Here is a 26,937-nt window from a genome sequence, read left to right as displayed (position 1 = left end):
GCTGTTCGCCGCGGGAATCAACATCCAGAAAGCTGAAAAAAGCCGACATGAGGAGCAGCCACGCATGACGCGCATTGTCGGTGTAATCAATTACGGGTCAGTTCACGTCGGGAGCGATAGCGCTGGGCCTCCGGGAGAATGACGCCGTCGGTGAGGAGCATCGCGACGAGATCGAATTCGCGATGCCGAGCGCGTCGCCGCCACCACGCGACAGGTGCAGGACGCTCTTTCGCGTCTCTCCGGTTCGATTGAGGCGCTGTCCCAGATCCAGTCCTCTCCTTCGCTTGCCGCGACGGCATTAAGTCGAGAACGATCTCCCACTTCGGCTCTGGCTCATGTAGGCGGCGGGCGTTGTTCTGCGCCACATGCCTCTCGGGTTTGCGGCATCTCGCCGGAAACTGTAGAGGTATCGACCGCGGCGGGTAATCAGGGGGACCTTGACCTGTCGACAGTCGCGGCGGGTGTGTCGCGGTTGCCCTCGAACCGCGGCCCACCAGAGCGTGCCAGAGTTCTCGCCGATTGATCGGCGACCCAGACAAGGACCTTCTCGCCATCGATGTCTTCGAGCCAGAGACAAGGATCGTCATCGGGGGCATTCAGCGTCGGGGGAGGATCTATTTCGGTCATGTCCGAACTACTTCTGATCGAAATCACTTCGTTGTCCGAGAAAGCGGCAATTCTGTCACTTCAGGCCCATGACCCAGTGACTTATTGACCTCCGGGATGATCTTGTCTCCCCAAAGCTCAATTTGCCGCAGCATCGTCTTCTGGTCGAAATCTCCCAATTGGGTCTGAATTGCGATCTGGTCCGGTTTCAGGATGTCTATCTCTTCCAATAGCCGATCGATCACACGATTCACGCTACCGATCGGCAGGTTCTCGCGCATAGTCTCGAAGGACAGGTCCTGCTGCGTCGGCGTTTCCTGCAGCAGATAGCCATCGAGGCTTTGCTGGCGGCGTAGAAGCAATGCTTCGGACAGCCGGCGTTGGAAACGGGCGTTATCGAGATAGCTGTTGATCTCAACCTCGTCGTCGCTGGCATAGCAGCAGCGCAGCAGCGATATCTTGGCGTCCGTAACATTCTTACCTTTTGAAACTGCTGCTTTCTCGATGTTTTCGCGCAGCGTGCTCAAAGTGTCCAAGCCGTCGTGGAATGCGGTGACGAACAGATTGTGTCCCTCACGATAAGCCCGGCCCATGCTGTATCCGGACGTTGTAGCGATCCAGATTGGCAGTGTTGGCTTCTGGACTGTGCGCACCGAAATCGCTGTCGGAGGTATCTTCTTATACTGCCCGTCGTGCTCGAAGATCCTCTGATTGAGACCCTTGAGAAGGATGTCCAGATATTCCGAAAAAACAGCCGGCGCCTCATCAACATTGACGCCGAAGCGCTCGAACTCGAACTGCTGGTATCCCGAGCCGACGCCGAGCTCGAGCCGGCCGTTCGAAACAATATCGGCCAATCCGATCTCGGAGAGCAGGCGAAGCGGTTGATAGAGCGGCAGCACACAGACGGCGGTGCCGAGGCGAATGGTGCTCGTCAGGGCGGCGCAGTGCGCCACCATCATCAAGGGCGACGGAACCAGGCTGTAATTGTTGAAGTGGTGCTCGGCGAACCATGCGGTGTTGAAGCCAGCCTGCTCCGAAAGGACTGCCTGTTCGATGGAGTTGCGGATGACGTCGTTGGACGATTGATGATAGCCGCGCCGAGCGGCCAAGAGGAATGTCGCGAATTCCATGGTGTTTCCTTGTTACGGCAGATTAGCGGTCAGGGATGCTCCGGCCTTGGTAGCGGCGTAGTCGATTATCCTCCGGTAAGCCGCTTGCCATTCGGCGATCACAGGCGCGCACCGAAGACCTCGAACGACTGCGTCTCCAATGAGGGCGTTTCGCTCATCGATGGAGAGGACACCCTCGATCGGGAACCGCGCTTCGGGCGCATCGCGCAGCGGGAGCTGGTCGCGTTTGAAATTTTCGGCTTCGATGAGCCGCAGCCAGCCGCGTGGCGCACAGTCGACAATCATTCCGCGGCCTCCGCTAAATGTTCTGATAGAGTTGGCTGGCGAATGCCGCATCCCCGGACGAGGTCCAGCCGCCGTCCACGTACAGGGTAGAGCCGTTGACGTATGATGCGTCAGACGATGCCAAAAAGAGCGCCGCGTCCGCGATGTCTTCCGGCTGTCCCATCCTTCCCATCGGGATGCGCGTCTGATTGCTGTCGAGTTGATGTGGCCGCGCTTTGCCAACTGAGCGATGCCAGGCGTATGAATATAGCCAGGAGCGACGGTGGCTGTGCGAATGCCAACCGGCCCGAGTTCGGCCGCCATGCACCGAGTCAGGATCTCCATCCCCGCTTTGGACGCACCGTAGGCATGGCGCGGTGCGAAGGGCGGGAAAGTGTTGATCGATCCGAGATTGAGGATCACGCTTCCTGGATGCATCGCCTTGATCGCCTCGCGGCCGCAGGTGAAGGCGCCGGCGAGATTCACATCCAGGACGTGCTCAATCTGTGTCGGCATTTGTTCAACCCCTGGCACAAAAGTGTCGGCCACAGCAGCACTATTGACGAGGACGTCTAGCCTGCCGAAGCGCCTCCGCAGCTCCTCGAACAGCGCCACCACGTTGCTCTCGACGGCAACGTCCACGGATTTCGCCATGTGCTTGCCGCCGAGGGATCCGGCGAGCCCTGCCGCTGCAGCGCCATATCTGTCGGCAATTACAACGGTATCGCCGTTTGCGGCAAAGCGGCGGACGACGGCCGCGCCTATGTCGTTCGCCCCGCCCGTGACGAGCACGATCCGCGCACTGGAGTGCTCGGCCGGACGGGAGAGTTCGGCTCGTGGCGTCCCAGGCACTGGCGGATGCGCATCGCCCGGCTGGTTGAAGACATCCAGCCACCATCAACCGTCAGCACGGAACCGGTGATGTAACTCGCTTGCGGGCTGGCGAGAAAGCGCACCGCTCGGGCGATTTCGTCGGGACGCGCCACGCGTCCCATCGGCACCCGGCGGCGCACCGCGACGAGGTCTATCTTGCCCGCGCGCTCAAGTTCCGAGACCATCGGCGTGCGTACATAGCCCGGTGCTACCGCCGTCACGCGAATGCCACACGACGCCAACTCGCATGCCAGCGATTTCGTGAACGCGATGAGGCCCGCCTTCGAGGCGGCGTAGGCGTTGCGTTTGGGATTGCCGAGCACGCCCGCCAGCGACGCGACGTTGACGATGACAGCGCCCCGCTGCATCCGCCGTGCTGCTTCGCGCGCCATGGCGAAGGGCCCGATCAGGTTTACTGCCAAGACGCGTCGGAAGGCGTCGATAGTCGTGTCAACGGTCGCAGCCATAGTCGGCCCCATGGCGGCGTTGTTGATGAGGACGCCAATCTGGGCGAACTGTGCTTCGATCCGTTCATAAAGCGCAAGGATATCCTCCTCTCGCGAGACATCGAATTCAAGCCCAAGATGCGGGGGCCCGAGACTGCGGGCCAGTTCAAGCACGCCGCTGCCAGGGAGATCCACGGCGACCACAATGTCCCCATCTGCGGCAAGAGCATCGACAAGGGCACGGCCGACCCCGCCTGCAGCGCCTGTGATGATGACGATACGTCCTGCCTGATTCATGAGATAAGTTCTCCCGACCAGCGTTGGCAATCCTAGGCCATGGATCATGATGATCCGTCGCGGTACTGCAGCACGTCATGATGGCGAGGAGTTTCCGTCCCAGTAGACGTTGTGCGTTCCGGCGATCAAGCCTCACTTTCATGTTCTTGATGGAATGCAGCGTTTCCCCAAGGCGTAGACCGGGTCATCTGGATGCGATCCTCCGATCGGCTGTCGGGGGCCGAACCGCTCTGTCTCGGATGCCGCGGACAGGCTCTGTTCCTCGACCAAATCATAGACCACCGTCCGTTCGGCAATTCGCCAATCCCCTCCCCTCTTCTGAAACAGATCGCAATAGCGACCGCAGATGAGGACCTGACGTAGCGTCCCGGCACCATCCGGTGCGCGTTGCAGTGCGGCGAAGTAACTCTCGACGGCGGCCTCTGCCGGGCTGATGAACTCAATCAGAATGTTCGTGATCTGATGGATGTTGCGCGGTCCGGTCTTGAAGACGCCCAGCGCGAACTCAACGAAGCCCTCTGCCGAGCCGGAATAGGCACCGTGATTGTCATGCGCATCGGGCCAGTAGGAACTGCGCAGCGCCGCCTCATCCGCGCGGTCTATCCCGCGGCAGTACCGATAGAGACAGTCGCGGATCGCCTCGCGGTCGAGCAATTCGTCAATTTTTTTGTGTTTCATCGCTTTGTCGCAAATCTGAGATTGACAGAGGCGTTTTCGCGCATTCAGTTACGCAGCCAAGGTTTCGACTGTTCGGCGGTTAAGGCAGTCGCACTGTAGGCAAACCCTGCCTGCCGCTTGCACATCGATATGAAACAGCTGCCGTAGAAGTTGACACCACTGGGACTGCTGAACGAGTACGGTGTCTGGACAGAGGCCAGCGCCGTCATGTACCGGTGACGCTCTATTTTAACCCCCACAATGTTGATTGAACAAAAGACGATCAAGCAACGCATCGGAGGTGCGATCGATTTCCAGCGCACGTTCGGGGCAGGATCGAGCGCCTCGTGAGGCGAGCAGTTCGTCTTTCTCCTCAACATCGATATCACCGGGCAGTATGTAGCCCTCGTCATTAAGGTCGAAGATGTCGGGCGCTTGCGCCCAGCATCGAGCATGACCTTGGCATTTGGCATTGTGGACGATGATGCGCATGCGGTACCTCCATGTCTGTGCCCCCGCGCCGATGGTCAGGACCAGTCCAGGATCAGATTCTCAATTCCGAACACATGGCCGCCATAGGTGATGGGCGCCGTACCTTTCTTGATACGGAAGTCAGGGATGCGGGACAGCCACTCCTCCAGGGCGATGACGATCTCCCGCCGGGCAAGGTGCGAGCCAAGACAACGATGGGGACCATAGGCAAAAGCGGTGTGGCGATTGTCTTCTCGTGCCAAATCGATCGTGTTGGGACATTCGAATTCCGCCGGGTCACGATTCGCAATCATCGTGGGGCAGGAAATATAGTCTCCCTTACGGATCGGCGCGCCTTCGAAATCGATATCTTTCGTTGCCACGCGGATCATCTGCACGGTCGAATAGGCGCGTAGCAATTCTTCGGCTGCGAGCACGATTCGATCGGGTTCGCTCCGTAGCAATTCCTGGTCTCTAGGATTGCGCGCGAGATAGGCCAGGTCAAAGCCTATCGCCGTTGCGACTGTGTCGAGTCCCGCGACGAACAGAAGCACGCCAATGCCGCGGATTTCCTCGTCTCTCAGCGGGCGGCCATCGACCTTTGCCTGCACGACGAAGGTCATGAAATCGTCGGCCGGTTCCTTGCGGCGCATGGCTGCAAGATCGTCGATAAACGCCACAATCGTCCGGGCAGCTGCCGTTCGTTTGATGCCGTCGCCGTGGAGCAGATCCTTCGCCCAGCCGACAAATGTGTCGAGTCGCTCATCGGACAAGCCCAGAAAACGAAGGAAGATACTGACCGCAAAAGGAAAGGCGAAATCCTTCATGACGTCGCAACTTGTGCTCGACGCGGAGATCATGTCGATCAGCGCGATCGCTCGCTCACGGACAGCCGGTTCCAGCGCCATCACCCGCTTGGGCGAAAGCAGCGGATTGAGTAGTGAGCGAAACACGCCGTGGGCCGGCGGGTCGAGTTCTAGCGGAATCATCGGCCAGTTTTCTCCGAGTGCGGAGGCAAAAATGCTCCGATGGCTGGAAAAGGTTGCGGTATCCTGCAGCAACTTGCGCTGGTCGTTGGCGCGAGTGATGACCCAGGTACCTCGGCCATCGCGCGTGTTGTAGGGAGAAAAAAAGATTGGCGGCCCGGCATGGGCGCAAGCGACAGCTGCGTGCGGATCCCCGTTTTTTGTGCGTTGCATGGCAGCAGACGTGAACAGGCTGAAGTCCCTTACCATTTCGGGCGGGACATGATCTGGAACCCGGTTACTCGGCACTGCTTTCTCCTGCCGTCAAAGCCCTTCGCCGAAAACGCCTCCCCGGCGAAGAGGGGACGAGCCAAATCGTCGAGCGCGACACTTCCAACCTCATGCAGCGCGACGCCGCCCGATGATATGCTTTCCGGCGATCAGATCGTCGTCCGGCTCGAAGTTCATCGCTGCTTATCGGCTGAGGTTGAAATTATTAGCGGCGTCGCCGCCTTGCCGGTCGGCATTGGCGTTTCACGGGATTGCTCTCTTCCGATAGAATGCGATCTGAGCAAAACTGACATGTTGCTATCCTTCGTTCCATGGCGGTTACCAAAGAAATGAATACCGGTCGACAGCTGTCGCCGCCCGCAACCAGATCTTCCAATATTCGTGCCAGTTTGACTGATCTAGCCGACGAAAGAATTTTGCGATTGCTTTTCAGCTATTTAGCCTGAGGCAAAACAAGAACTGGCTAAACAAGCCCGTGTCGCGGATCTAACAAACCCGACATCAGGTGTCGGATGGCATTACTTGCGGTGCTAATACGTTGTCATCGGAGAGCCACAACAGCCGATAACCAGAGGTCATGAAGCGGAGCGCATAAGGATGCGCTCATGCACAACGAGGCTTTCCGGTTGCACACTTGAGGCTGTGATGGCGTTGCGCGTTGCATCGAACTATGCGGCGGGAGTCCGAAAAACCGGCCGTCTACCGTTAAGGTGGGCGCTTCCACCATCGGCGACGGCACCCGTAAAAAAAGCCCTGAAGAATGGAGCGCAGCCGGCACCCACCGCGCCGGCCTGGACGCCAAGATGTGATGCGAAAACCGGAGCGATTGGCAGACCTCGGGATGGTCCTTCGATCGTCTCGGAGAGGATCGTTTCGACGAGCCGCACGTTAAGATCGCTAGGCAAGCGCCCGCCGATGACGATGCGTGCCGGATCGAAAAAGGCCGTTGCTGTGCGTACAGCTTGCCGAAGCTGCGCGCCGGCGCGCGTGATCCATTCGCTCACGACGGTATCAGCCGCCGCCGGCATTGCGCTCATGTCCTCGAAATCTCGAAGAGGGAAACCGGCCGCCTTCAGCGTCGCGAGAAGGTCCTGCCCTGAGGGCCGCGGCTGATCATAGGGGTAGAGTACGCCGGGCAAGCAGGCATTGCCATTTGCGCCGCGATACGGTCTGCCGTCGATCACGGCGCCGCCACCAACGCCATGCCCGATGTGAATGAAGAACAGAGGATCATCGGCGGCGTTGTCACTTGCAAACACGTATTCGCCGAGTGCCGCGGCAGTGCCGTCGTTTTCGACATGGCACGCAGTGTCGAAGGCGTCACGAAACGCTTCCATTGCCCGGCCGTCTTCAAAAGCGGGAAAGAAGGGGTGCGCTTTCAATAGGTTTGAGGCGGTGCCGAAGTTTCCAGGGACGGAAACGCCAATGCCGATAAGATCGCCTTTCTGGACGGACAACGCAGCGAGCATTTCATCGACGGCAGCCTGAGCCGCTTCCGCCACTTCCTCCGGCCTGCCGGTCCTCACCTCCACGGTCCTCGTTGCCAGGATCGAGCCGCCAAGGTCGATGATGACGACCTCCATGCGCGCTACCGAGAAGGTGACCCCGGCTGCGAAAAAGCGACTGGCCTGCAGCTGCAATAACCGACGTGGTTGACCTTGTGCGCCGCTTCGATTTGGCTCCTCCGAAACCAGGCCGAGATCCAGCAACCCCCCGATCAGGCGCGTCACCGAGGCACCTGTCATGCCGGACAGCTGCGCCAGGTCGACACGCGCCACTCCCCTGTTCTTGAATATCAGTTCGACGAGCCGTCGTTCGTTGAGGGAAAGTTCCGGCAGTGCAGGCATGGCGCAGTCCTGGCATTCGATTCATGGGTCCGGAAAAGCTATTGCAAAGAATATTAAATTGCGCAATGTAATTAAAGTGACACAGAGCCCACGTAAGAGGGAGCGTGTCCTCAAAACCTGGGAGAACATCATGAAACTGTCACTCGCTCTTGCATCTGCGGCTATCGCGCTCGCCACGGCTTTTCCGGCACTGGCCGACGCACTGACCATCTACAGCCCTCAAGGCGGCGAACGCGCGGACTGGATTGCCGAACAGGCCAAGGCCGCGGGCCATGACATAAAGCTGCTGAATGCGGGTGGCGGCGAGCTCTTCGATCGCCTGCTGGCGGAGAAGAACAACCCCCAAGCCGACGTCGTCCTCGGTATGGTGGACACCTCGATGGCCTTGCTGAAGAATGAAGGCCTCTTCCAACCCTATGCTCCAGCCTGGGCGAAGGACCTTCCGGCGCGATATAAAGACGCAGAAGGCATGGTCCACAAGTTCTGGCAGACACCGATTGTGCTCGCCTATTACCCGGACCGGCTGCCGGATGCAGAGGCGCCGAAGAGCTGGCTGGATCTTACCAAGGACGAATACCAAGGCAAATACGTCATCGGCGCCACTGCGGGGCAAACGACGCGCATGTATCTTGCCGGCATCCTCGTCCGGTTCCTCGACGCCAACGGCGAGGTGTCCGACGAAGGCTGGGATTTCCTGAGCAAGCTTTACGCCAACGCCATCGTCGCCAACGACGCGGATTCGCAGACCGAGGCGTTCAAATCCGGTCGCGCCTCGATCGATCTGAATTGGCTCGGCGGCACCTTCAAGCTGGCCAAAGACCTGGGCGCCAAGGTCAAGGTGATCGACACCGACGGCGGCACGCCTGTCATTTCCGAAGGCGTGGCGATCCTGGCCGGGACCGACCAGCTCGTTGAGGCCAAGGCCTTCGTTGATTGGTGGGGGTCGCCCGACGTGATGGCCGTCTACGCCGCCAAGTTCGGGCAGGTGCCCGTCTTGCCGGAAGCGTTGGCCAAGTCGCCGCCCGTCGTGCAGGAGAACGCCAAACTCGTGAAGGCGCAGCCGATCGACTGGGATGCAATCGCTCCCAAGCTCGACGGATGGCTGCAGAAGATCGAGCTTGAAATCCGCTAGTCAGCGGCAAGACCTGAAATGAATTGGAGGTCTAACCATGGCTGACAGCGTTCTGTCTCTGCAAAATCTCGACGTCGGCTTCCCTGGCATGACCGTTGTCCATGATCTGAACCTCGACGTTGCCGATGGTGCGTTTGTCTCGCTCCTCGGCCCGTCAGGCAGCGGCAAATCCACCGTGCTGCGCACCATTGCCGGGTTGCTCCCGGCCTTAGGCGGGAGGGTCGCCCTTGAGGGGCGCGATATCACCACCTTTCCCCCCGAGCGCCGCAACGTCGGTATCGTCTTCCAGAACTACGCACTGTTTCCAACGATGACGGCGTTCGAGAACATCGCATTTGCTCTGCGCGTCGCAAAGAAGCCGAAGGCGGAGATCGAAAAGCGCGTGCATGAGGTCGCCGCGATGGCCCGGATCACCGACCAGTTGGACAAGAAGCCGGCAAGCATGTCGGGCGGACAGCAACAGCGCGTGGCAATTGCCCGCGCGCTCGTGACCGGATCGCGCGTGCTGCTCTTCGACGAACCCTTGTCGAATCTCGACGCCAAGGTCCGCGCCTCGATGCGCCAAGAGATCAAGCGCCTGCAGACGGAACTGGGCTTTACCGCCATCTTCGTCACCCACGACCAGGAGGACGCCCTGACCATGTCGGACGTCATCGTGGTGCTCAATCACGGCAAGATCGAGCAGATCGGCGACGGCCGTACCCTCTACCGCAAGCCGGCAACGCCATTCATTTGCGAGTTCATCGGCGTCTCCAATGAGCTTGCTCCCCAATTGGCGGCTCGCCTCCTGGGCAGCGAAATCAAAGGCCGCAGCTTCGTGCGCCTAGAAGATGTGATGCTTTCGGCCACCGCCGGCATTCCGGCGCGGGTGAAGCACGTCGAATTCCTTGGGGCGTACAGCCGCATCGATCTCGATGTTGAGGGCCATGCCCTTTCGGCGATGCTGATCGGCGACCCGCTTCCGGATCCCGGAAGCACCGTCCCGCTCGCTGTCCGCCCTGGTGCGGCGCATATATTTGCGGAGGCGATCCCATGACCCGCACCGCTGGCTTCGACCGCCTTTTCTACTGTTTCGGCTTAATCGTCATCGCCTGGGCCGTACTGACCTTCCTGCTCGTTCCAATGGTTGCAGCCTTGCACGCCGCGCTGTTCAGGCATGGCGGGCTGGCAATCCTCGATGCTATTGCGGAGCTTGCTCGCTCACGCCGCGTCCGCGCCGCACTCTGGAACACCGCCTGGATGACGGGGATCACGATCGTCACCGGCACGATCGTCGGGATGTTTCAGGTGGCGGTGCTCGAATATTTCCGTGTCCGCGGACGTGGATTTCTAAAAGTTGCCTTCTCTACGCCATTGGTGTTTGGCGGTGTCGTTGCGGCCGCCGGCTACAACTTCACCTATGGCCCTGGCGGCGCCATCACCGCCGGCCTGACGGCACTCTTCCCGTCGATACCGCGTGATTGGTTCATCGGCTGGATCGGCGTTCTCTTTGCCCACACTTTCCTTATGACCAGCTTCCACTTCCTGTTTCTACGCGCCGCCATGCGCCGTATCGACTATTCGACAATCGAGGCGGCCCGCAGCATGGGCGCGTCGGAGCTGACGATCCTTCTGCGTGTCGTGCTGCCGGTCATCATGCCGACCTTGCTTGCCGTCACGCTGCTTACGCTCAGTACGGCCGCAGGCTCCTTTGCGGCTCCCCAGGTGCTGGGCGGCCGGGACTTCCACATGCTAAGTCAGATGGTCTTGACACTGAACAGCCTGCGCAGGCCCGACATGGCGGCGTTGCTGGCGCTGTTGATGGGCATCGTGCTCATGGGGCTCATACTGCTCTCACAGTATGTCGAGGCCAAAGGCGCCTATACCGCCGGCACGAAAACCACGGCCCGCATCCAGCTGCGTCAAATCCGCAATCCGCTCATGCGGATTGTGATGCACGCGCTGGCCTATTTGCTGGCAGCGGTCTACCTGGTGCCGGTCGCGCTCATCGTGCTGTTCTCCTTCGCTCCCGCTTCGAGCATCGGCATCGAGATATTGCCTTCCACATTCACCTTGGCCAACTACGCCCGGGTGCTCGGCGGCGGCACGGCTTTCGTTCCGTTCTTCAATTCGATGCTCATGGGCTCGGTCGCGGTCGCTGTGGCTCTCGCCATCACTCTCTTTGCCGTGCCGGTCATGGTGCGCCAGCGCAGCTGGTTGACGCGAGCCTTGGACATCAGCTTCTTTCTGCCCTGGATCATCCCCACCATCCTGCTTGCAGTTGGATTGATCGCCGCTTTCGACGCGCCCAATCCGCTCGTCGGCAATGTGGTGCTACTCGGCAGCTATTGGCTTCTGCCGATCGGCTACGTGATCTTCAGCCTGCCGCTCATGGTCCGTTTCATGCGCTCGGCGTTCATCGGGATCGATCCGGCCTTTGAAGAAGCGGCCCGCGCAATGGGTGCCTCCGGCTCCTATCGTTTCCGCCGGGTTGTTCTGCCGCTCGTGGCGCCGACCGCCATCCTTGTCGCCGGCATGAAGTTCAACAATCTGATGGCCGAGTATCCGCTCTCGGCCTTCCTTTACAACGTCAACAACAGGCCGCTGCCGATCGCCATCGTCGACGGCGCGGTTTCGGCCGATCCCGACCAGGCCGCCATCAGCCTCGCCTACGTGACGCTGATCATGGCCTTCTCGCTGGCCGTCATCCTCATCGCCGAGCGCCTCAGCCTCGGCCGCACCCCGGAATCAAGCAACCTCTGAATGGACACGCAAATGGATACTTGCATCACCGTCTGGCACTGGCCCAAGCATGAACGCTGGTACGACGAGGGCGTCCGCCAGTCGCTCGAGCTGATCCGGGAAGCCGGCTTCACGCATATCAACTGGAACCCTGATTCCGGCAGCTCCTACTTGCTTGCGGACGCCGAAATTGAGTTCACCCGGTGCATCATCGCCGAGGCCGGCCTGAAAACTCATTCCGTTCACGCCAGCAACGGCGTCAACCCCATAAGCGAGCTAGCTCATGCTGGGCCGGCGCCGTTTGCCATTGAGACGCGCAAGAACATCCTCTCCCCGCACGAATGGCAGCGTCAGAGCGGCGTCGAGCTCTTGAAGAACCGCGTTGACCTGGCCGCCGCCTTGGGCGCCCCGAACGTCGTGCTCCACGTCGACATCACCGACGACACGTTCCGCAACACCGGAGCCGAGCAGTCGTTCTTTGAGCCGCTGTACCGCTCGCTCGACGACGTCGAAGCCTATTGCCTCGAACGCAAAGTGCAGATCGCCGTCGAAACGCTGGTCAAGGCAAGTGCTCAGAACTATCTCAAACTCTATGCCCGGCTGTTTGACCGCTACAAATCCAACTTCATGGGTCTCTGCTACGACAGCGGTCATTGGGAACTGATCGAACCAGGCAAGGTGTCCGTGCTGGAGCTTTATGGCGACCGGCTGCTGGCGACGCACATTCACGACAATTTCGGCGCGATGGACGACCATCTGCTGCCTTTTGACGGCCGGCTGGACTGGAACGCTATCACGAAAGCCATCGCGGCGACCAATTACGCTACGCCGCTCAACTTCGAGACCCCAATGGATCGTTACGTCCTGGCGGAGGCTTCCTACTATCAACAGGCACACACGATCGCTGTGCGGCTTGAAGAGATGATCGCAGCAGCGAGAGGTAAGGCAGCAAATTGAACTACGATCTCGAAACGCGGCTGGGCTTGCTTCGGGACGTCACTGCCAAGGTTGGGGCTTTCGCGCTACTGCGCTTTCGCAGTCTTGCGCAAATCGCCATCGAGACCAAGGGCGAGGCAGACTACGTCAGCGCCGTCGACCGCGAGGCCGAAAGCCTCGCCCGCCGGCTCATTCATGCACAGTTCCCCACCGACGCCATTGTCGGCGAGGAGCAACCTGGCGATGCCCAAGGGGACCATTGGTTGATCGATCCCGTCGATGGCACCGCGAATTTCCTGTCCGGCATACCGTTCTGGGCGGTTTCGATCGCCTATGTCCGCGACAGTGAGCCGGTCCTTGGCGCTATTGCGCTACCTGCACTCGACGCCCTGTTCTGGGCCTCAGTGGACGGCCCTTTGCACGGGTCAGGGTCCGTTTCGCCCGTCGGGACACAGCCCATCGCCTTTGGCATAGGCCGCAACCGGACATGGCCAGTCGTCCACCGGCTCGCAGTCGAGGCGGCGCTTGAAGCGCAAGGTTTTCATATCGTCTGCTTGGGGAGCTGTGCCGCGGCACTTGCGATGGTCGCGGCCGGCCGGCTCGCCGGCTATGTCGAGCACGGCACCAATCTTTGGGATTGCGCCGCCGGTCACGTCTTGTGCCGGGCGGCAAATGCGCCTTCGTCCATTCTCCCCGAGGCAAATGGGAAAGTGGCCGTCATTGCCGCTCCCCAGCATCTGACAGATCGCGTGCAGCTGGGATCGTTGGGCCCAATACCGTCTTTTTTCAGGTGATGGATGGTCCGGTCATGGACTTCTCCACCGATTATACCTGACCTGTCATCCGCCCAAATTATCTGCAACCGTCGTTCGCTCGCAATATTACGCCCTAGCGATTGATATTGGTGCTGATCCCATCCTGAGCGAGGGAGCTTATGTTCGGCGGCGGATTGCCAGGACCAGCCGTACCACAGGGAGTTCTTATCTCGCCGGAAATATATTGGCCGCTGTTGCAGGGCAGGTTGTTCACGTCGAGAAAATAACTTCCTCTCAGAGAGTTCTGGTAAGCTACAACCTCTTTAACCGACAGCGGCGCCGAGAATATCGTCACTCCCTCAAATCCGGGCAATGCCTCTGTCGGCTCGATCATCGGCCGGGTTTGCCCGGGCACACCGGCAGCGCCAATAAGCCACGGCCCGACCGATCCGAATATGACGGCCTTCGGCCGGCCGGTCGGCGTACCAGTGTCGAAAGGGAAATGCGGGAAGCCACCGTCAAGCACGGCCTCATCCCACTGGTAAGCGGTAAACGCCAGAAAATAGGTATACGGCGCGAAACGGTCGATGCGAACCTTGCCGTCTGGTGTGAAGGTATAGTAAATCCACTCGGTTCCCGAGAACTCGCCTATTGGTCCCAGGAGATTCATATCCCAGGGCTTCTGCCAATAAGCGGTTTGCGCCATCTTCCCTTGAAGCAAGCTTTTGGCAAAAGACCACTTTTGCCCACTTAAACTGGGCTTGGCCCCCAAAGCGAATGATAAGTATGCGTCGTTGGAATTGGAACTCAATAGGGATAGCGCGCTACCGCCATTGTCAACGGTATTATCACGGGTCTTTTCGACCAAAAGGACTGTGAAACCCGTGGCCGGGCTAATCGACGCGATCTCCCTTGTCTCGATCGACCAGCTTGGCGGAAAGTTAAAAGACGTCTTATTGGTATAGAAGTCAAATGCCTGCTTTGTATTATCAGGCACCGGATAATCTGCCTCTGCCGCAGAGTCGTGTATATACAGCTTCGGATACTCGCCAAAAACAGGCACGACCTTGGGGGTGAGTGTCTGAGACACCTTTACCGACGCGCTTTTAAGGCAGTCAGCCTGATCGGCGCATGAACCAGCGTGGCTTGCACCAGCAGCGAGACACGCCATGATGAATAGCGGTAGAGAGATTGTCTTTCCAGTTTTCATTGGAAGTTCCTCTTTGAAGCGTAGGTCTTACATTCAGCGACTCAGTTCGCTGGTGTTGCGGCGCCCTAACGCGCGCAGCATGTCGCCAACCACGTCGGGCCAGTCAGTGGTGATCAGATTGGTACGATTGACGATCGCCATTTCCGGATCGCCGCGATAGTCTGGCACGATGCCTCCTGGAGCGGTCGATGTGGGATCGGAGTTGTGCCCGAAGCAGCATTTTCCAGCGCTGTTAGCAACGCCCTCCGGATAGTAGTTACTTTCATGATAGGTGGCGAAGCCCTGCTTTTGATCGACATAGTCGAAATACGCCTGAAGACCGTCACCTTTGTAGAATTGGTTCATTTCAAATTGCACGGGGAACGGCGCCACATTCCACTGATCGTAGATTGTGTCCTGGTGAGGATCATTATTGGAATCCTTCACGTTCTTGTCGTCCGGGTTTTCTACTATGATCAAACCGCCAATGACATTGGGATCGTAGGTGGTCCGATTCAGAAACGTGCCAATATCCACCGCATCTTTGGCTTTCAGCTTGAATACCACAGCCTTGCTGAGCTGCGGATTTTTCTTGGCCGCGAGGATGTCAAGGCAACGTTGAGTGAGTTCGATGGGATCAGTGGGATCCTGATCGTCCACCGCCCCTTTCACATCGACGATCATCACATACCCATGCCCATCATCGGCGACGTATTGGGCGAGCAGATCAAGCGCTGCGGAGAACGTCAGGAACTTCGCCGTGCGCCCCTGCGAGTCCTTAAACACGCGTCCATGACGGTCGCGCAGATCGGCTTGCTGTATTTGCGAATAGTTCTGATTGTACAGCAGGCCGCTTCCGGTAGATTCCCGCTCGATCCTGTAGTCGTGAGAAAGAATGACTTCCTTGTCCGCGGTAATGCGGGCATCGACCTCCACGGTCTCGATCTGTGAATTCCAGGCATCTTGCAAGGCGTAGGCTGAATTCTCGGGATAGACCTCCCAAGATCCGCGATGCGCAGATAGCAGAACCAAGTCCTGGTCGGGTTTTGGCAATCTGAACATGTTTCTTGTGATGGCGCTGACGAGATATGGTGAAGGCTTCACCGGAAGCAACGCCTCTGCCCCGGCATGGGATGAGAAACACAAGGCAAAAATTGACGTGGAAATAAGTGATGCATGCATGATCAATCCCCAGAAAAATAACGTTCGCAATCGCGCTGTTTTTACCTCATTGCTTTCAGCCGTCGTCCAAAACGACGTCAAGATAGTTTCCTTCTCGGCCACAACCTTGCAAGGGTCGTCGTGGCTGTATGCGACATCACGGCGAGGCCCACCCTTGTTTGAGCAGGTCTGGTCTTATCGCTCGGGACAAGCGGCCCGGAGTTGCACGCTCTCCTGCGCATCAGAATACCCTTCCCTGCGGTCTCACCTCCACTGCTCTATCCGGCGGGGACACGGCCGTCATGGCTGCCGTACGAAGCGCCCTCACCACGCACCGCTCTGCGAGCCGATTGGAGATCTGCCATCGCCGTCCGCCGTGACAAAATCACCAAAGCAAGTTGTATGCCGGATTGGCGCACCGTTTGCGCTGCACCACTTGTCGGTGCCGGCGGCCCGAATCTGGCGACCCCTTTGGTCGGGCTTCCAACATTCTTGTCCAGCTTCGGACAAAAGTAGGTTTGCGGGTAGACACACGCACGGGCAGAACCTCAAAGCATGCAAACACCGCGACCCGAGCCGGATTCAATTCTCACCGCGACCGGACCGGTGGGCGCTTACTGAAGTGCTGGAAGGTGGCGCAAACCCTGATCGAGATATGGTCGGGAATAGCAACAGCGCGCGATCGTCGGTGCTGCGAGAGGGGTGTCTCCGCAGATCACAAATCACCATGCCTGCACACGCACGAGCACGGCGGCGGCAAAGACTTATGCAGGCTGCAGTCCTGCCGGTGGGTGCGGCAGAGCATCGGCTCGGTCTGTCCCGAACGGTTTCGTCTTTCCCGAACATCCAACGTTTCTCAGTTCACGAGCCACAGGCCACCGTCGCAGGGGCTGGCTTCGACGTGATCCGGGCCGATAAGTTTAGCGCGATGAGATCGACATCTTAGCCGGCAGGCTTCCTTCGTGGCGATGGCAGTCCGTGCAAGTCGCGCGATCGCCTCCTTCAAGTCAAATGGCATGGCGCTTGCTTGCCCGGCATATGGGCCGAGCTCGGTGTCGCGCTAGCTGCAACCGAGAAGCCGCGTGCCAATTTTCCTAGAGGAGCAACATTGATGACCATGGACAGGAGAGTTCCCTCAGTCACCTTTCGCACGCGGGTTCGCGACGAGTCTATCGAGGGGCCAAACCCCTACCGCTGGGAAGACAAGACATCCGACGACTATTTCAGCAGCAAGCGCGTAATCCTTTTTTCGCTACCAGGCGCCTTCACCCCGACCTGCTCCACCTATCAACTGCCTGATTTCGAGAACCTTTATGGCGAGTTTCAGAAGAAGGGCATTGACGAAATTTACTGTCTCTCCGTCAACGATGCATTCGTCATGAATGCCTGGGGCAAGGCCACGGGGCTTCAGAAGGTCAAGCTTATCCCCGACGGCTCGGGAGAATTCACCCGCAAGATGGGCATGCTGGTCGCCAAGGACAATCTCGGATTCGGTCTGCGCTCCTGGCGCTACGCTGCCGTGATCAAAAATGGCGTTGTGGAGCAGTGGTTCGAGGAGGACGGTTTCTCCGACAACTGCGAAACCGATCCTTATGGCGTGTCTTCGCCGCAAAACATTTTGGAAACGCTCAAGGCCTCAGCCTCCGCATGACCAGAGGAGCCACTCCCAGCTCCCATTATGCGCGCACAAGTGCGGCGCTCGATAGGAGTTTGCTCGAACCATGAAGTCTTTTACAAGCCTTCTTCAGCGTCAGCAGCAATCGCTGGTTATAACACCCCAACTCATCGAGTCGATTCGCTTGCTGCAGCTGGCGCATACCGAACTGCATCAGTTCGTGGAACAGGAAATAGAGAAGAACCCATTTCTCGACCTAGCGTCAAATGATGGCGGGGCTTCTGGCGATGTATCGTCGACTGTGGTGGATGATCCGAATATCGGTGCGCGGGAAAACCACGTTGATGGGCCGACCAGGACCGACATGCCTGAGCTGCCCAGTCAGTGGAAATCAATCCGCGACACAGCCAATATCCGGGCGGGGGAACGCCCTGCCCTTGACGAGTTTGTCGCCTCCACCGAAACATTACACGACCATGTCGCTCGTCAGATCGCCCTCACTGCATTCACACCGCGAGAGCGGCTGATTGCTGGCGCGCTTGCCGATCATCTGGAAGACACCGGGTATCTGCAAGTGAACCTTTTGGAGCTGGCCGGGAGGCTAAATATCCGGGAGGCTGATGTGGAACGTGTTCTCGGAGCCTTGCAGCTCTTTGATCCACCGGGAATTTTTGCGCGAACTCTCAGCGAATGCCTCGAGATACAGCTGCGCCAGCTAGATCGGTTCGACCCGGCGATGGCAGCTTTGGTCGCAAATCTTGAGCTGCTTGCGCGACGCGATTTTCGGGCATTGAAGCGACATTGCGGAGTCGATGAAGACGACCTTCTCGATATGTTGCATGAAATCCGTACGCTCGATCCCAAGCCTGGAAACCGTTTCCAATCCGGAGGGCCGGAATCCATCATACCCGACGTCTCCGTCCTGCCCTCGCCTGGAGGTGGATGGCAAATCGAACTTAATCCGGACACCCTGCCCAAGGTGCTGATCAACCAGACCTATTTTGCGGAAGTCTCTCGCCTGACCGCCCAAAGTTCAAAAGATCAGTCGTTTCTCAACGAATGCTTCCAAAACGCGAGCTGGTTAATTCGCAGTCTCGATCAGCGCGCCACGACGATCCTTAAGGTCGCGACCGAAATCGTCCGCCACCAGGATGTCTTTCTGGAAGATGGCATCGCCCATCTTCGTCCTCTCAATCTTAAGACCATCGCTGATGCGATCGACATGCACGAGTCGACTGTAAGCCGGGTGACGTCGAACAAGTACATGCTCACACCCCGCGGCGTCTTCGAACTGAAGTATTTTTTCACAGTCGCGATCCCCTCCTCCCAAGGCGGCGACGCGCACTCCGCCGAAGCTGTCCGCCATCACATAAAGGCAATGATTGCCGCAGAAACGCTCGATGATGTGCATTCCGACGAGGCCATCGTTGCCCGGCTCAAGGAAACCGGCATCGACATTGCTCGCCGCACCGTCGCAAAATATCGCGAGGCGATGAACATCCCCTCGTCCATGCGACGCCGCCGGGAGAAGCGTGCCGGTTTGTATTGATGACGGTAGATGCATGACGGTCTCGTATCCCTCACGAATACGGCCCTTAATCCCAATCCTCCTTGGTCCGCGCGAGGCGGCTTTTGCCTTCCTCTGGACCGAAGCAGTCTTTGAAATCATTGCACTCTCGGCAACTGGTCGCGGTACACAGCGAAAAACCTTCAGCCTCGCAGAGCTTGCGGTAGAGGTACTTCTTCCATCTCATATTTTGGGTATTGCCGGACGCCAGCTTCGGGAAATGCGTGGCAAGCAAGCGGCTCAGTTCGGCCTGGTCGGAAAGGCCGAGGTCCTGCCAGAGATGGGCATTGCGCAAGGCGCGCCGGGCGATGATCTTGGCAAAGCGGGCGCTCGCGATGTCGCCCGCCCGGGCATGCGCCAGCAGCATGCCGCGCAGAAGTTCTTCCTCCATACCAAGCGCGGGATCGCTCACTTCTTCCAAGGAGAAGGCCGGGATGAGCCCAGAGGGGAAACTGCGGGTTAGGATATCGCGCAACTCGGCACTCGAAAGGCCGGTTGCCTCGGTCGCCGTCGCCTCGCCGGCATCGATTTCCTCGAGCGCACGCGAAAAGACACAGGCAAGCACATATCCGTCGAATTCCACCTCTACGTCCATCCGCGGCCGTCGCCCGGTGCGGGGCGATTGTGAGTGTCGTCGCCGATTGGGCTCGTAGGACATTCGTACTCCGTGGATGATGCCCTTTTCCCAAAAACCGCGGATCTGAGGCATATCTGACATTGCGCTTTCGTTCCTTCGTTCCATTGTCGATCTCATATCGGTCGGCTCCAGCCGCCTCGTGACGAGGGAGTTTCAAAAGCTGTGCCAGCTGCGCAAGCAAAGTTTTAGGAAAAAATTATTTACTGAACCCAATGGCTTAAGTGAGAATAAAGCAGGAAGCCGGGGCCGAATACGAGATGTCGCGTAATCGACAATCCGACAGTGCTTGTTGATTCCCCAGCATTTTTCGCGGTGAACTGCTACGAACTCTCCTCCGGCGGTGATGAGAGCCTCGGCCGGAATGGCGCACAGAGATACCTGGCGGAAGTGTCGGAATTCACGCGTTTTCGGGATGTCCGATATTCGACGACGTGGGACATGCAACATCGTGTCGTAGAGACATCCTACTGTTCCCGAACGTCTTCTTTCTTTGGCACGCTACATGCACCGTCATCCGCGAACGCGCCATCGACCAAGGAGAAATCATCCCGTGATCACGCTCACCGAGAATGCCGTCGCCGTCATGAACGCTGCGCTTTCCCGAGCCGCCGAACCGGTGCAAGGCTTTCGCATCATGGTCGAGGCGGGCGGTTGCGCCGGCTTCAAATACCTGGTTGGGCTGGAGAGCTTCCCGCGCGAGGGCGACGCGGTCATCGAAACAGATGGGGTCAAGGTGTTCGTGGACGTAGGCTCCCAACCACACGTCGCCGGCATGACCATCGACTTCGTCACGGATCTCGAATCCTCCGGCTTTGTCTTCGACAATCCCAACGCGGGGGAGAAGTGTGCTTGCGGCAAGTCCTTCGGCTGATCACCCGGGATTAGTGAGAAGGGGCATGTGGGACTATAGCGAAAAGATCAAGGGACGTTTTTTCAATCAGAAGAACACCGGCGTTCGGGAAACCGCCAGTACTTATAGTGAGGTCGGCGCCATCGCCTGTGGCAGTGCACTTGAATTGATGATCACAGTTGATCCGGTGGCGGAAGCGATCATTGCAGAGAAATTCCAGACGCTCCGCTGCCTCTACGCGATCGTCCGCTCGTCGGAGCTTGCCGAACTCATCATCGGCAAAATCGTCAACGAAGCACTCCGGATCACCAATCAGTACTTAGCAGGATTTCTCGATTTTCTGCCGCCGGAGACGATGCATTGTTCAGCGATGGGTTATGCTGCGACCGCCAGTTTACGCGGTCGGGAATACGTCGAGAATCGGAAGGCAGGCGCCTTCGTCTGCAAAGGCCTCGGTGTTGATGAAGGCGTGATCAGAGGGATGCCCGTATCAGCAGGCCCGCCACGATTGAGCGGGTCACTTACGACGCGAAGTCTCGCAGCCAGGTCACATGCTCCAAAGCCATCGAAGCAGTGGTTGTCGGGCTCCGCGCAGCGTTGGTCAACGAAGGCCTCATTAAGGAAGAGGAGGGCTGTACGGCCGGCACAACGGAGGTCCGCGCGCTCAAGAACACGGCACGGTCGGAGCCGCTGTGGGACCGGCGATCGTTTCGGGGATCCGGAGAACGGCGCCGCCCGACATAGTTCAGGTCTCAGCGTGGCGGCCCGGCAAATGACGACGCTGCATCGAATTCGACCGAACGGAGCCGCTGTCAAGGGCATGCATTCTCACCTGCGGGCTGACGGCGGAGACTGCAAACTTGTCGATGTCTACCGCGATCAGGCTACGTCAAACTGTCGGGCGCCTGCACCCGCGGTCTGCTCGCCTAGGTCACCATTAATCGAATCCTCAACGAGACGACCGAGCTCTCCCATCGGCCGAGATTGCACCCATGAGATCTATCTATCTCGATAACAATGCAACGACGCGAGTCGATCCTGAAGTGGTTGACGCGATGCTGCCGTTCTTTACGGATCAATTCGGAAATCCTTCGTCGACGCACGCTTTTGGCTCCTCCGTCGGCGTGGCGGTGAGGAAGGCGCGCCGGCAGTTGCAAGCGCTGATCGGCGCGGAGTTCGATCATGAGATCGCATTCACGTCGGGCGGGACGGAAAGCGACAATGCGGCGATCCTTTCGGCGCTCGAGGTAATGCCTGACCGCACAGAGATCGTGACTTCCGCAGTCGAGCATTCAGCCGTACTGACGCTGTGCGCCCATCTTGAGAAGACGCGCGGTGTCAAGGTGCACAGGATCCCCGTGGATCGTCATGGCCGACTCGATCTTGACGCTTACGGGACCGCCCTCACTCATCACGTGGCAATCGTTTCGATGATGTGGGCGAACAACGAGACGGGTACGATTTTCCCTGTGGCCATGCTTGCCGAGATGGCCAAGAAAATCGGCGCACTTTTCCACACGGACGCGGTCCAGGCGGTCGGTAGGGTTCCAATTGACCTGCAATCGAGTGCAATTGACATGCTGTCGTTATCCGGACACAAGCTACATGGGCCAAAAGGTGTCGGCGCACTCTATCTAAAACGGGGCGTGCCCTTCTCCTCGCTAATCAAGGGAGGCCATCAGGAGCGCGACCGACGCGCGGGTACAGAGAACACGCCCGGGATTGTAGGTCTAGGCAAGGCTGCCGAACTCGCCTTGAAATTCATGGACGACGCGAACACGCGGTTAAAGTCGCTTCGAGACCGCCTGGAGAAAGGCGTTCTCCAGCGTGTTCCAGACACTTTCGTTACCGGCGATCGGCTGGAGCGGTTGCCGAACACGGCGAACATCGCCTTCCAACATGTCGAAGGCGAAGGTATGCTTCTTCTTCTCAATCGCTGTGGCATTGCCTGCTCCTCCGGCTCTGCCTGTACCTCCGGTTCGCTGGAGCCGAGCCATGTCTTGAGGGCGATGGACATTCCTCATGCTGTTGCACACGGGACAATCCGCTTCTCATTCTCACGCGATAACTGTGACGAAGATGTCGACCGGGTGCTCGAAGTTATACCTAGCATCGTGGAGAAGCTGCGGGACGTTTCCCGTACTGGGCCACGTCACGAGGCCCTACAATCCCATCTGCGCTGAGGAGAAGAAGTCGGCCCCTGCCTATGACACGTCCAATCTTTCTCAACGATACGACCCTGCGCGACGGTGCGAGGATGCTTCGAGGGCCGATCGGAATCATCTCGCCCGTGTAATCGAGATGGCCGCGCGCGCCGGCGCAAGCCGCGTCAGGCTGGCCGACACGATCGGCGTGCTCGATCCCTTTTGACCTTCGAACTTGTCTCCCAATTGACGGCGCAGTCCCCGATCGACCTCGAATTCCCACAACGACTTCGGTCTTGCAGCTGCCAACACGCTGGCTGCGACCCGCGCCAGCGTGCGCCATGCCTCCGTCACCGTCGGGGGGCTGGGCGAGCGCGCTGACAATGCTGCGCTGGAAGAGGTGGCCGCCGTGCTGGCTGTGCTCGATGGCGCGAATACCGGCATCGACCTCACAGCGTTCCGGAGCTCGCCGCCCATGTGGCGCGCGCCGCCGGCCGGCCGATAGCAGCCATCATGTATGGGTGGACAGTTTAGCATCGAGCTTCTACATGGACCTGATCACGTCAATCAGCGGATCATGCGGAAGGGCGGTCGATTCTATTGTGCGCGAAAGGGTCTTTCCGTGATGAGAGAGGCTCGCTCGCATTTCGCGATCTGTAATAGCCAGCTCTAAGACCGACGCCAACTCGGCCACATTATTGGGGTCTCCGACGCGCAGGACATTTGTCCGATCCGCCAATTCGGCGGCGAAAAACACCTTCGAACAAATCTCACCGCTCAATATCAGCGATGTGCCACACGCAAGCACCTCACGCGGAACCTGAGGCCCATGAAACGTGATTGGAAAATTGTTTTCCAGGAATGTGATCACTGAGCAAGACCTTATAAAAGCCGGAACTCTCCACGGTGGAAGCGGTGGCAGAACAATCGTTCGACCTCGCAGCCGTTTCTTTGACGCAAGATGGTTGAATGCGTGAGCAAAGCGATCAGGCGCGGCACTCCACAGCGCGCGATAGGCGACCGGGACGTTTCGATCCGAGAGAAGGTCCAGCGCATCAATTTGTCCGTAAGTACCTTTGACTGCCCCGATTTTCCCGTAACTGCCGACAATCGGATCTGAGCACCTCAACCCTTCCCTATCCCAATCGGTCAGCATCTTCAGGAAGTCGCGTTGGAAACCGTAGTTGCTGAAGAAAGCCTCCGCCTCTTCGACAAGTACCTCAAAGTCAAGTCCGGTAGGCTCGCAGAAGGAATCGTCGAGCCTCTGCCGCGAGCTTGGACAAGGCTTTCTCGTCTGACGCCCGCATCCAAGAGAATCTGCATCGCCTCCTGGTTATTGCTCGCCACCACACGGCTTGCGGTCGCTAAGCAGTGGTCATAGAGTGGCGCTAAATCGGCAACTTTCTTCAATCGGCCCAGATCGCTTCCCGCATGCCGCAATATCACCTGCGTGTCGGCCAATCGACCAAAGATCGAAGCCGCAACGCCATAGGGTTCAAGATACCATCCAATCACCAAGTCGGGCGTACGCGACTTTGCGGCTGCAAGCGCGTTTCCCAAAAGTTGGCTTAGATACGGCGGTGCCCATGGAATGTAAGAGAGCCCTGGCACCGCCTCAACCTGCCGAATCTCAAGCTTTCCCGCGAAGCGAGCAATCGTCGCCTCTATGCCGGATGCCGACGCCATTTGCCGGAATCCGTAACCCATGCTGTTAGAGATGAAGGTTACCGTATGGCCCGCGGTCACAAGATCGATTGCCGCTACCCAAGTTGCCTTGGAAACACCCCCCTGGATAGGAGGCATCTTTCCGAACATCAAAATATGCATCGCCCGTCCTGCTCGTTCTCAACTGAGTAGCCCCCGGCGAATGGCTCGGCTGATCTGGGGCCGAGCAATTCGACGCGCTCCGTCTAAAAAGTGTTGCTTCAGCTGACGCATCCTGCAGCGCAGCCGTTGCAGCCTTTGCAGGACGCATCTGTGTTGTGGGGCGAGCGCTTCGGGTTCGGCCAATACGCTGGGGGCGGCTCTTCCCGGTAGACCGTTCGGTAGTCCTTCAGGAAAGCGAGGTACCGGTCGATAGTGCCCTGCGTAGCGACGCCATCGGGTTCCGGAATGTGGTGCACGAACCTGCCCCCGCCACCTCTTCGCAAAATCAAGCGTACTCTCTAGTGAAGATGATGAACATGTGCCATAGCCCATCGATTGCGCCCATCATCCCGTATGAGCGGCCATACTGTCGGGCGGTCGCGCAGAGCGCCAAAAAACGGACAAGTTCGCGTCGATGGTCCTTTGCGACGGCTTGTGAGAAGCCGTACTCTCTCCGGTACCTCGCGAGCACAAGAGAAAGATCGAATCGTTCCGCGACTGCGGTCCGACGCAAAGCGTCTTGAACGAACGCGTCGCCTTGGGCGTACCTGTGCGGAGCGCCTGTGGTTTTGTCGTCAACCGATGGGGATTGCTGGACAGCCGCGATGCTTGACGCGTCACCGCTGCCTCCAATGAGTGTTGCTTCAGTCATGAAAATCTCCAATGAAAGAACACAAGGGGCAAAACGCCTTCAACTGTCGGCTTTTCCTTGGTTCCGTTGTGTTTTGGGCGTTTTTGCCGATCGGCTGAATCTTCTCTGCTCGCAGGACAGGTTGTTCCGCCCTTCGGCTTTCGAACCAATCTCCAATCCGTGACCCTGCTGCCTTAGCTTCGGTCACAGAGTGAGATCCGGTTCCCGGTTTCCCATTCTCCTTCAAGAGCGCAGCCCAGACCTGCCGGGCTCGCTAGACATTCATCAGGACAGCCGGGATATCGTTGACGTCCCTTCCACAGTGCTTTCACCGCGCCGCTCGTACGCGCGCTGGTCAGGCGGGATCTGGAAGGCGATCGTCAAAAGCTCGCGCGCGATCTCAACACGCGCCGTGTTCACTCCCCTGATCTTCAAATGCTCGTATTGGGCTCGAAGCTGCGATGGCCAGCGCGACCGCTTCGACAAAGGCCCAGCGCAGCCACTTGTTGCCTTGCTTGATGATCTTGCTGCGAAAGCTCTTGCCGCCGCTCGAATAGGTCGACGGCAGCAGTCCGGCATCGTTGGCAAGCTTCTTCGGCGTGCGCAACCGCGATATGTCGTTGATCTCCGCATCGTTCAGCCGGGCGAAGAACCCGCCAATGCCAGGGATCGTCTTCAACAGCTTCACATTGGCATGTGATCATCTATCGGCAGTCTTGCCGCCTCGCCAAAATGGAGCTTCAAAAGTCGTGCCAATTGCGCCGAAGCAAGCTCAGAAAAAATCTTCTGCACGCTCGTCAATGGTTTACGTGAGATCCAGCAGTCACTCATGTCGAACACCCTGTGTGGCGGACTCGACAAATCCGACGGCACGTGTCAGTTGCCCGACATCTTCCCAGCAATGGCGCACAAGATTCATGGCAGTGCCAGAGAGATTGCGCAGTGTTGAAACGGTTTTTTCCTTTGGCACGGTCCATGCAACGTGATCCGAAAACACGTCACGGACTGAGGAGAAATCGAGCCATGAATACGCTCACGGACAATGCTGTTGCCGCCGTCAAGAGTGCTTTTTCCCGCGCCAGCGAGCTGGCGGAAGGCTTTTGCATCCTGGTCCAGGCCGGATGGGCCGGCTTCAAATACTTAATGGGCTTGGAGAGCGTCTCGCGCGAGAGGCGATGCGATCACCGCGACAGATAGGTCAAGGTGCACGTGGACGCAGCCTCCCAACCCCATGTCGCCGTCATGACCGCGGTGGGCATATCGGTTCCACCGCTCGATTGATCTCGACCATCAGCCAATACGCGCCCGATTGCCGACGCGATTGCTCGCTGGTCGACCGCCTCGAAGCGCGCACTTTGCGGCTGAAGCCTCAGCTTTGCGGGAATGCACTCGAGACCACCGTTTCCGACCGGAGAGAATCCAATGTGCCGTTGCTCCGCTGACAGCAGTCCCATCAATGTCAACGACATCCTCGAGCGGCTGAAGGGCCTGTCGGCTGCGGAGGAGTTCTTCGCAGTCCTTGGGGTCTCCTATGACCGGAAGGTTCTCGATGTCTCACGACTCCATATCATGAAACGTATTGGGCAGTACCTCGCTGCAGAGGACTTCTCCGATCTCCCCGACCAGGTGATCGCTGCTCGGGCGCGCGCCATGCTGGAACGCGCCTACGATGATTTCGCGACGTCCTCGCCGCTCACGCACCGGATCTTCAAGGTGCTCAGGGACCACGATCCGGACAAACCCGCCACACCGGGCCGCACCTTCGTCCCGTTGGACTCCTTCCTGAAGCCGTTCGAGAAGGACTGAGCGCGTCACGGTTGCGACACGACAATGTCGAGAAGTCGACAAATTCTGCCATACGCCAACACGGCTAGAACAAAAAC

Annotated in this window: 24 protein-coding genes and 4 pseudogenes; 13 read left to right on the top strand and 15 right to left on the bottom strand. The window is 58.6% G+C overall.

The window, feature by feature from the left end; all coding sequences use genetic code 11:
* Positions 1-426: 426 nt before the first annotated feature.
* The 8 genes and pseudogenes from RGR602_RS37485 to RGR602_RS22170 form a co-directional block, all read right to left on the bottom strand.
* Positions 427-627, bottom strand: coding sequence for a hypothetical protein (locus RGR602_RS37485; RefSeq protein WP_133938071.1), 201 nt, complete (start codon positions 625-627; stop codon positions 427-429).
* A gap of 23 nt (positions 628-650) precedes the next feature.
* A complete protein-coding gene (locus tag RGR602_RS22200) occupies positions 651-1,739 on the bottom strand; it encodes an LLM class flavin-dependent oxidoreductase (protein WP_040114265.1) in 1,089 nt (362 codons plus the stop codon).
* Positions 1,740-1,751: 12 nt separating this feature from the next.
* Positions 1,752-2,024: a hypothetical protein gene (locus tag RGR602_RS22195; RefSeq protein ID WP_040114264.1), complete on the bottom strand. Its 273-nt coding sequence runs from the start codon at positions 2,022-2,024 to the stop codon at positions 1,752-1,754.
* 13 nt (positions 2,025-2,037) lie between these two features.
* Positions 2,038-3,619: pseudogene (locus tag RGR602_RS22190) on the bottom strand (SDR family oxidoreductase).
* 138 nt (positions 3,620-3,757) lie between these two features.
* Entirely contained in the window at positions 3,758-4,297 is a 540-nt protein-coding gene (locus tag RGR602_RS22185) for a nuclear transport factor 2 family protein (protein WP_040114263.1), read from the bottom strand.
* A 228-nt stretch (positions 4,298-4,525) separates the two neighbouring features.
* Positions 4,526-4,768: a ferredoxin gene (locus RGR602_RS22180; protein ID WP_040114262.1), complete on the bottom strand. Its 243-nt coding sequence runs from the start codon at positions 4,766-4,768 to the stop codon at positions 4,526-4,528.
* Positions 4,769-4,803: 35 nt separating this feature from the next.
* Entirely contained in the window at positions 4,804-5,982 is a 1,179-nt protein-coding gene (locus RGR602_RS22175) for a cytochrome P450 (RefSeq protein ID WP_052451699.1), read from the bottom strand.
* Between the two features lie 689 nt (positions 5,983-6,671).
* Complete coding sequence (locus RGR602_RS22170) at positions 6,672-7,850, bottom strand: ROK family protein (RefSeq protein ID WP_040114260.1); 1,179 nt, start codon at positions 7,848-7,850, stop codon at positions 6,672-6,674.
* Between the two features lie 130 nt (positions 7,851-7,980).
* Here RGR602_RS22170 and RGR602_RS22165 point away from each other — a divergent pair, with 130 nt between their 5' ends.
* The 5 genes from RGR602_RS22165 to RGR602_RS22145 are packed head-to-tail and all read left to right on the top strand — an operon-like array spanning position 7,981 to position 13,433.
* On the top strand, positions 7,981-8,982 hold the full coding sequence (locus RGR602_RS22165) for an extracellular solute-binding protein (RefSeq protein ID WP_166677349.1): 1,002 nt from the start codon (positions 7,981-7,983) through the stop codon (positions 8,980-8,982).
* A gap of 37 nt (positions 8,983-9,019) precedes the next feature.
* Positions 9,020-10,018 carry an ABC transporter ATP-binding protein gene (locus RGR602_RS22160; protein WP_040114259.1) on the top strand — a complete coding sequence of 333 codons (999 nt, stop codon included), beginning with the start codon at positions 9,020-9,022 and terminating at the stop codon, positions 10,016-10,018.
* Positions 10,015-11,724, top strand: a complete 1,710-nt coding sequence (locus tag RGR602_RS22155; RefSeq protein ID WP_040114258.1) for an ABC transporter permease — start codon at positions 10,015-10,017, stop codon at positions 11,722-11,724. Before RGR602_RS22160 ends, RGR602_RS22155 begins: the two co-directional genes overlap by 4 nt.
* Positions 11,725-12,660, top strand: coding sequence for a sugar phosphate isomerase/epimerase family protein (locus tag RGR602_RS22150; protein ID WP_133938067.1), 936 nt, complete (start codon positions 11,725-11,727; stop codon positions 12,658-12,660). It begins immediately after the preceding gene.
* Positions 12,657-13,433 (top strand): inositol monophosphatase family protein, encoded by a 777-nt coding sequence (locus RGR602_RS22145; RefSeq protein ID WP_052451698.1) that lies wholly within the window; start codon positions 12,657-12,659, stop codon positions 13,431-13,433. The genes RGR602_RS22150 and RGR602_RS22145 overlap by 4 nt, the downstream gene beginning before the upstream one ends.
* Before the next feature lie 94 nt (positions 13,434-13,527).
* Here RGR602_RS22145 and RGR602_RS22140 read toward each other — a convergent pair whose 3' ends face one another.
* On the bottom strand, positions 13,528-14,604 hold the full coding sequence (locus RGR602_RS22140; protein ID WP_052451697.1) for a hypothetical protein: 1,077 nt from the start codon (positions 14,602-14,604) through the stop codon (positions 13,528-13,530).
* A gap of 33 nt (positions 14,605-14,637) precedes the next feature.
* Positions 14,638-15,846, bottom strand: a complete 1,209-nt coding sequence (locus RGR602_RS22135; protein ID WP_223844067.1) for a glycerophosphodiester phosphodiesterase family protein — start codon at positions 15,844-15,846, stop codon at positions 14,638-14,640.
* A 1,009-nt stretch (positions 15,847-16,855) separates the two neighbouring features.
* Between RGR602_RS22135 and RGR602_RS22125 the strand changes: the two genes are divergently transcribed.
* Both RGR602_RS22125 and rpoN read left to right on the top strand, forming a co-directional pair.
* Entirely contained in the window at positions 16,856-17,395 is a 540-nt protein-coding gene (locus RGR602_RS22125; protein ID WP_040114256.1) for a peroxiredoxin, read from the top strand.
* Positions 17,396-17,465: 70 nt separating this feature from the next.
* A complete protein-coding gene (gene rpoN / locus RGR602_RS22120) occupies positions 17,466-18,908 on the top strand; it encodes an RNA polymerase factor sigma-54 (protein ID WP_040114255.1) in 1,443 nt (480 codons plus the stop codon).
* Between the two features lie 46 nt (positions 18,909-18,954).
* On the opposite strand, the gene RGR602_RS22115 is transcribed toward rpoN, so the two are convergent.
* Complete coding sequence (locus RGR602_RS22115; protein WP_082046666.1) at positions 18,955-19,644, bottom strand: nitrogen fixation protein NifQ; 690 nt, start codon at positions 19,642-19,644, stop codon at positions 18,955-18,957.
* A 469-nt stretch (positions 19,645-20,113) separates the two neighbouring features.
* On the opposite strand from RGR602_RS22115, the gene RGR602_RS22110 reads away from it, so the two are divergent.
* The 4 genes and pseudogenes from RGR602_RS22110 (at position 20,114) to RGR602_RS39465 (ending at position 23,062) form a co-directional block, all read left to right on the top strand.
* Positions 20,114-20,434 carry an iron-sulfur cluster assembly accessory protein gene (locus tag RGR602_RS22110; RefSeq protein ID WP_040114254.1) on the top strand — a complete coding sequence of 107 codons (321 nt, stop codon included), beginning with the start codon at positions 20,114-20,116 and terminating at the stop codon, positions 20,432-20,434.
* Positions 20,435-20,459: 25 nt separating this feature from the next.
* Positions 20,460-21,428, top strand: a complete 969-nt coding sequence (locus tag RGR602_RS36115; protein ID WP_082046642.1) for an iron-sulfur cluster assembly scaffold protein — start codon at positions 20,460-20,462, stop codon at positions 21,426-21,428.
* Positions 21,406-22,596 (top strand): cysteine desulfurase NifS, encoded by a 1,191-nt coding sequence (gene nifS / locus RGR602_RS22105; protein WP_040114253.1) that lies wholly within the window; start codon positions 21,406-21,408, stop codon positions 22,594-22,596. Before RGR602_RS36115 ends, nifS begins: the two co-directional genes overlap by 23 nt.
* Positions 22,493-23,062: pseudogene (locus tag RGR602_RS39465) on the top strand (hypothetical protein). Before nifS ends, RGR602_RS39465 begins: the two are co-directional and overlap by 104 nt.
* Positions 23,063-23,101: 39 nt before the next feature.
* Here the strand turns inward: RGR602_RS39465 and RGR602_RS37480 are convergent.
* The 4 genes and pseudogenes from RGR602_RS37480 to RGR602_RS22085 all read right to left on the bottom strand — a co-directional run.
* On the bottom strand, positions 23,102-23,713 hold the full coding sequence (locus RGR602_RS37480; protein ID WP_133938065.1) for a glycosyltransferase family protein: 612 nt from the start codon (positions 23,711-23,713) through the stop codon (positions 23,102-23,104).
* 2 nt (positions 23,714-23,715) lie between these two features.
* Positions 23,716-24,384, bottom strand: a complete 669-nt coding sequence (locus RGR602_RS22095) for a glycosyltransferase family protein (protein WP_040114251.1) — start codon at positions 24,382-24,384, stop codon at positions 23,716-23,718.
* A 325-nt stretch (positions 24,385-24,709) separates the two neighbouring features.
* Complete coding sequence (locus tag RGR602_RS22090; protein WP_040114250.1) at positions 24,710-25,075, bottom strand: glycine-rich domain-containing protein; 366 nt, start codon at positions 25,073-25,075, stop codon at positions 24,710-24,712.
* Between the two features lie 264 nt (positions 25,076-25,339).
* Positions 25,340-25,754, bottom strand: a pseudogene (locus tag RGR602_RS22085) (transposase); the annotation flags it as partial.
* Between the two features lie 323 nt (positions 25,755-26,077).
* Between RGR602_RS22085 and RGR602_RS37475 the strand changes: the two are divergent.
* Both RGR602_RS37475 and nifW read left to right on the top strand, forming a co-directional pair.
* Positions 26,078-26,302, top strand: a pseudogene (locus RGR602_RS37475) (iron-sulfur cluster assembly accessory protein); the annotation flags it as partial.
* Positions 26,303-26,476: 174 nt separating this feature from the next.
* Positions 26,477-26,860 (top strand): nitrogenase stabilizing/protective protein NifW, encoded by a 384-nt coding sequence (gene nifW, locus RGR602_RS22080; RefSeq protein ID WP_040114249.1) that lies wholly within the window; start codon positions 26,477-26,479, stop codon positions 26,858-26,860.
* Positions 26,861-26,937 lie beyond the last annotated feature (77 nt).

Source organism: Rhizobium gallicum bv. gallicum R602sp (genome assembly GCF_000816845.1).
Taxonomy (GTDB): domain Bacteria; phylum Pseudomonadota; class Alphaproteobacteria; order Rhizobiales; family Rhizobiaceae; genus Rhizobium; species Rhizobium gallicum.
This window is presented reverse-complemented; position numbering and strand designations above follow the sequence as displayed.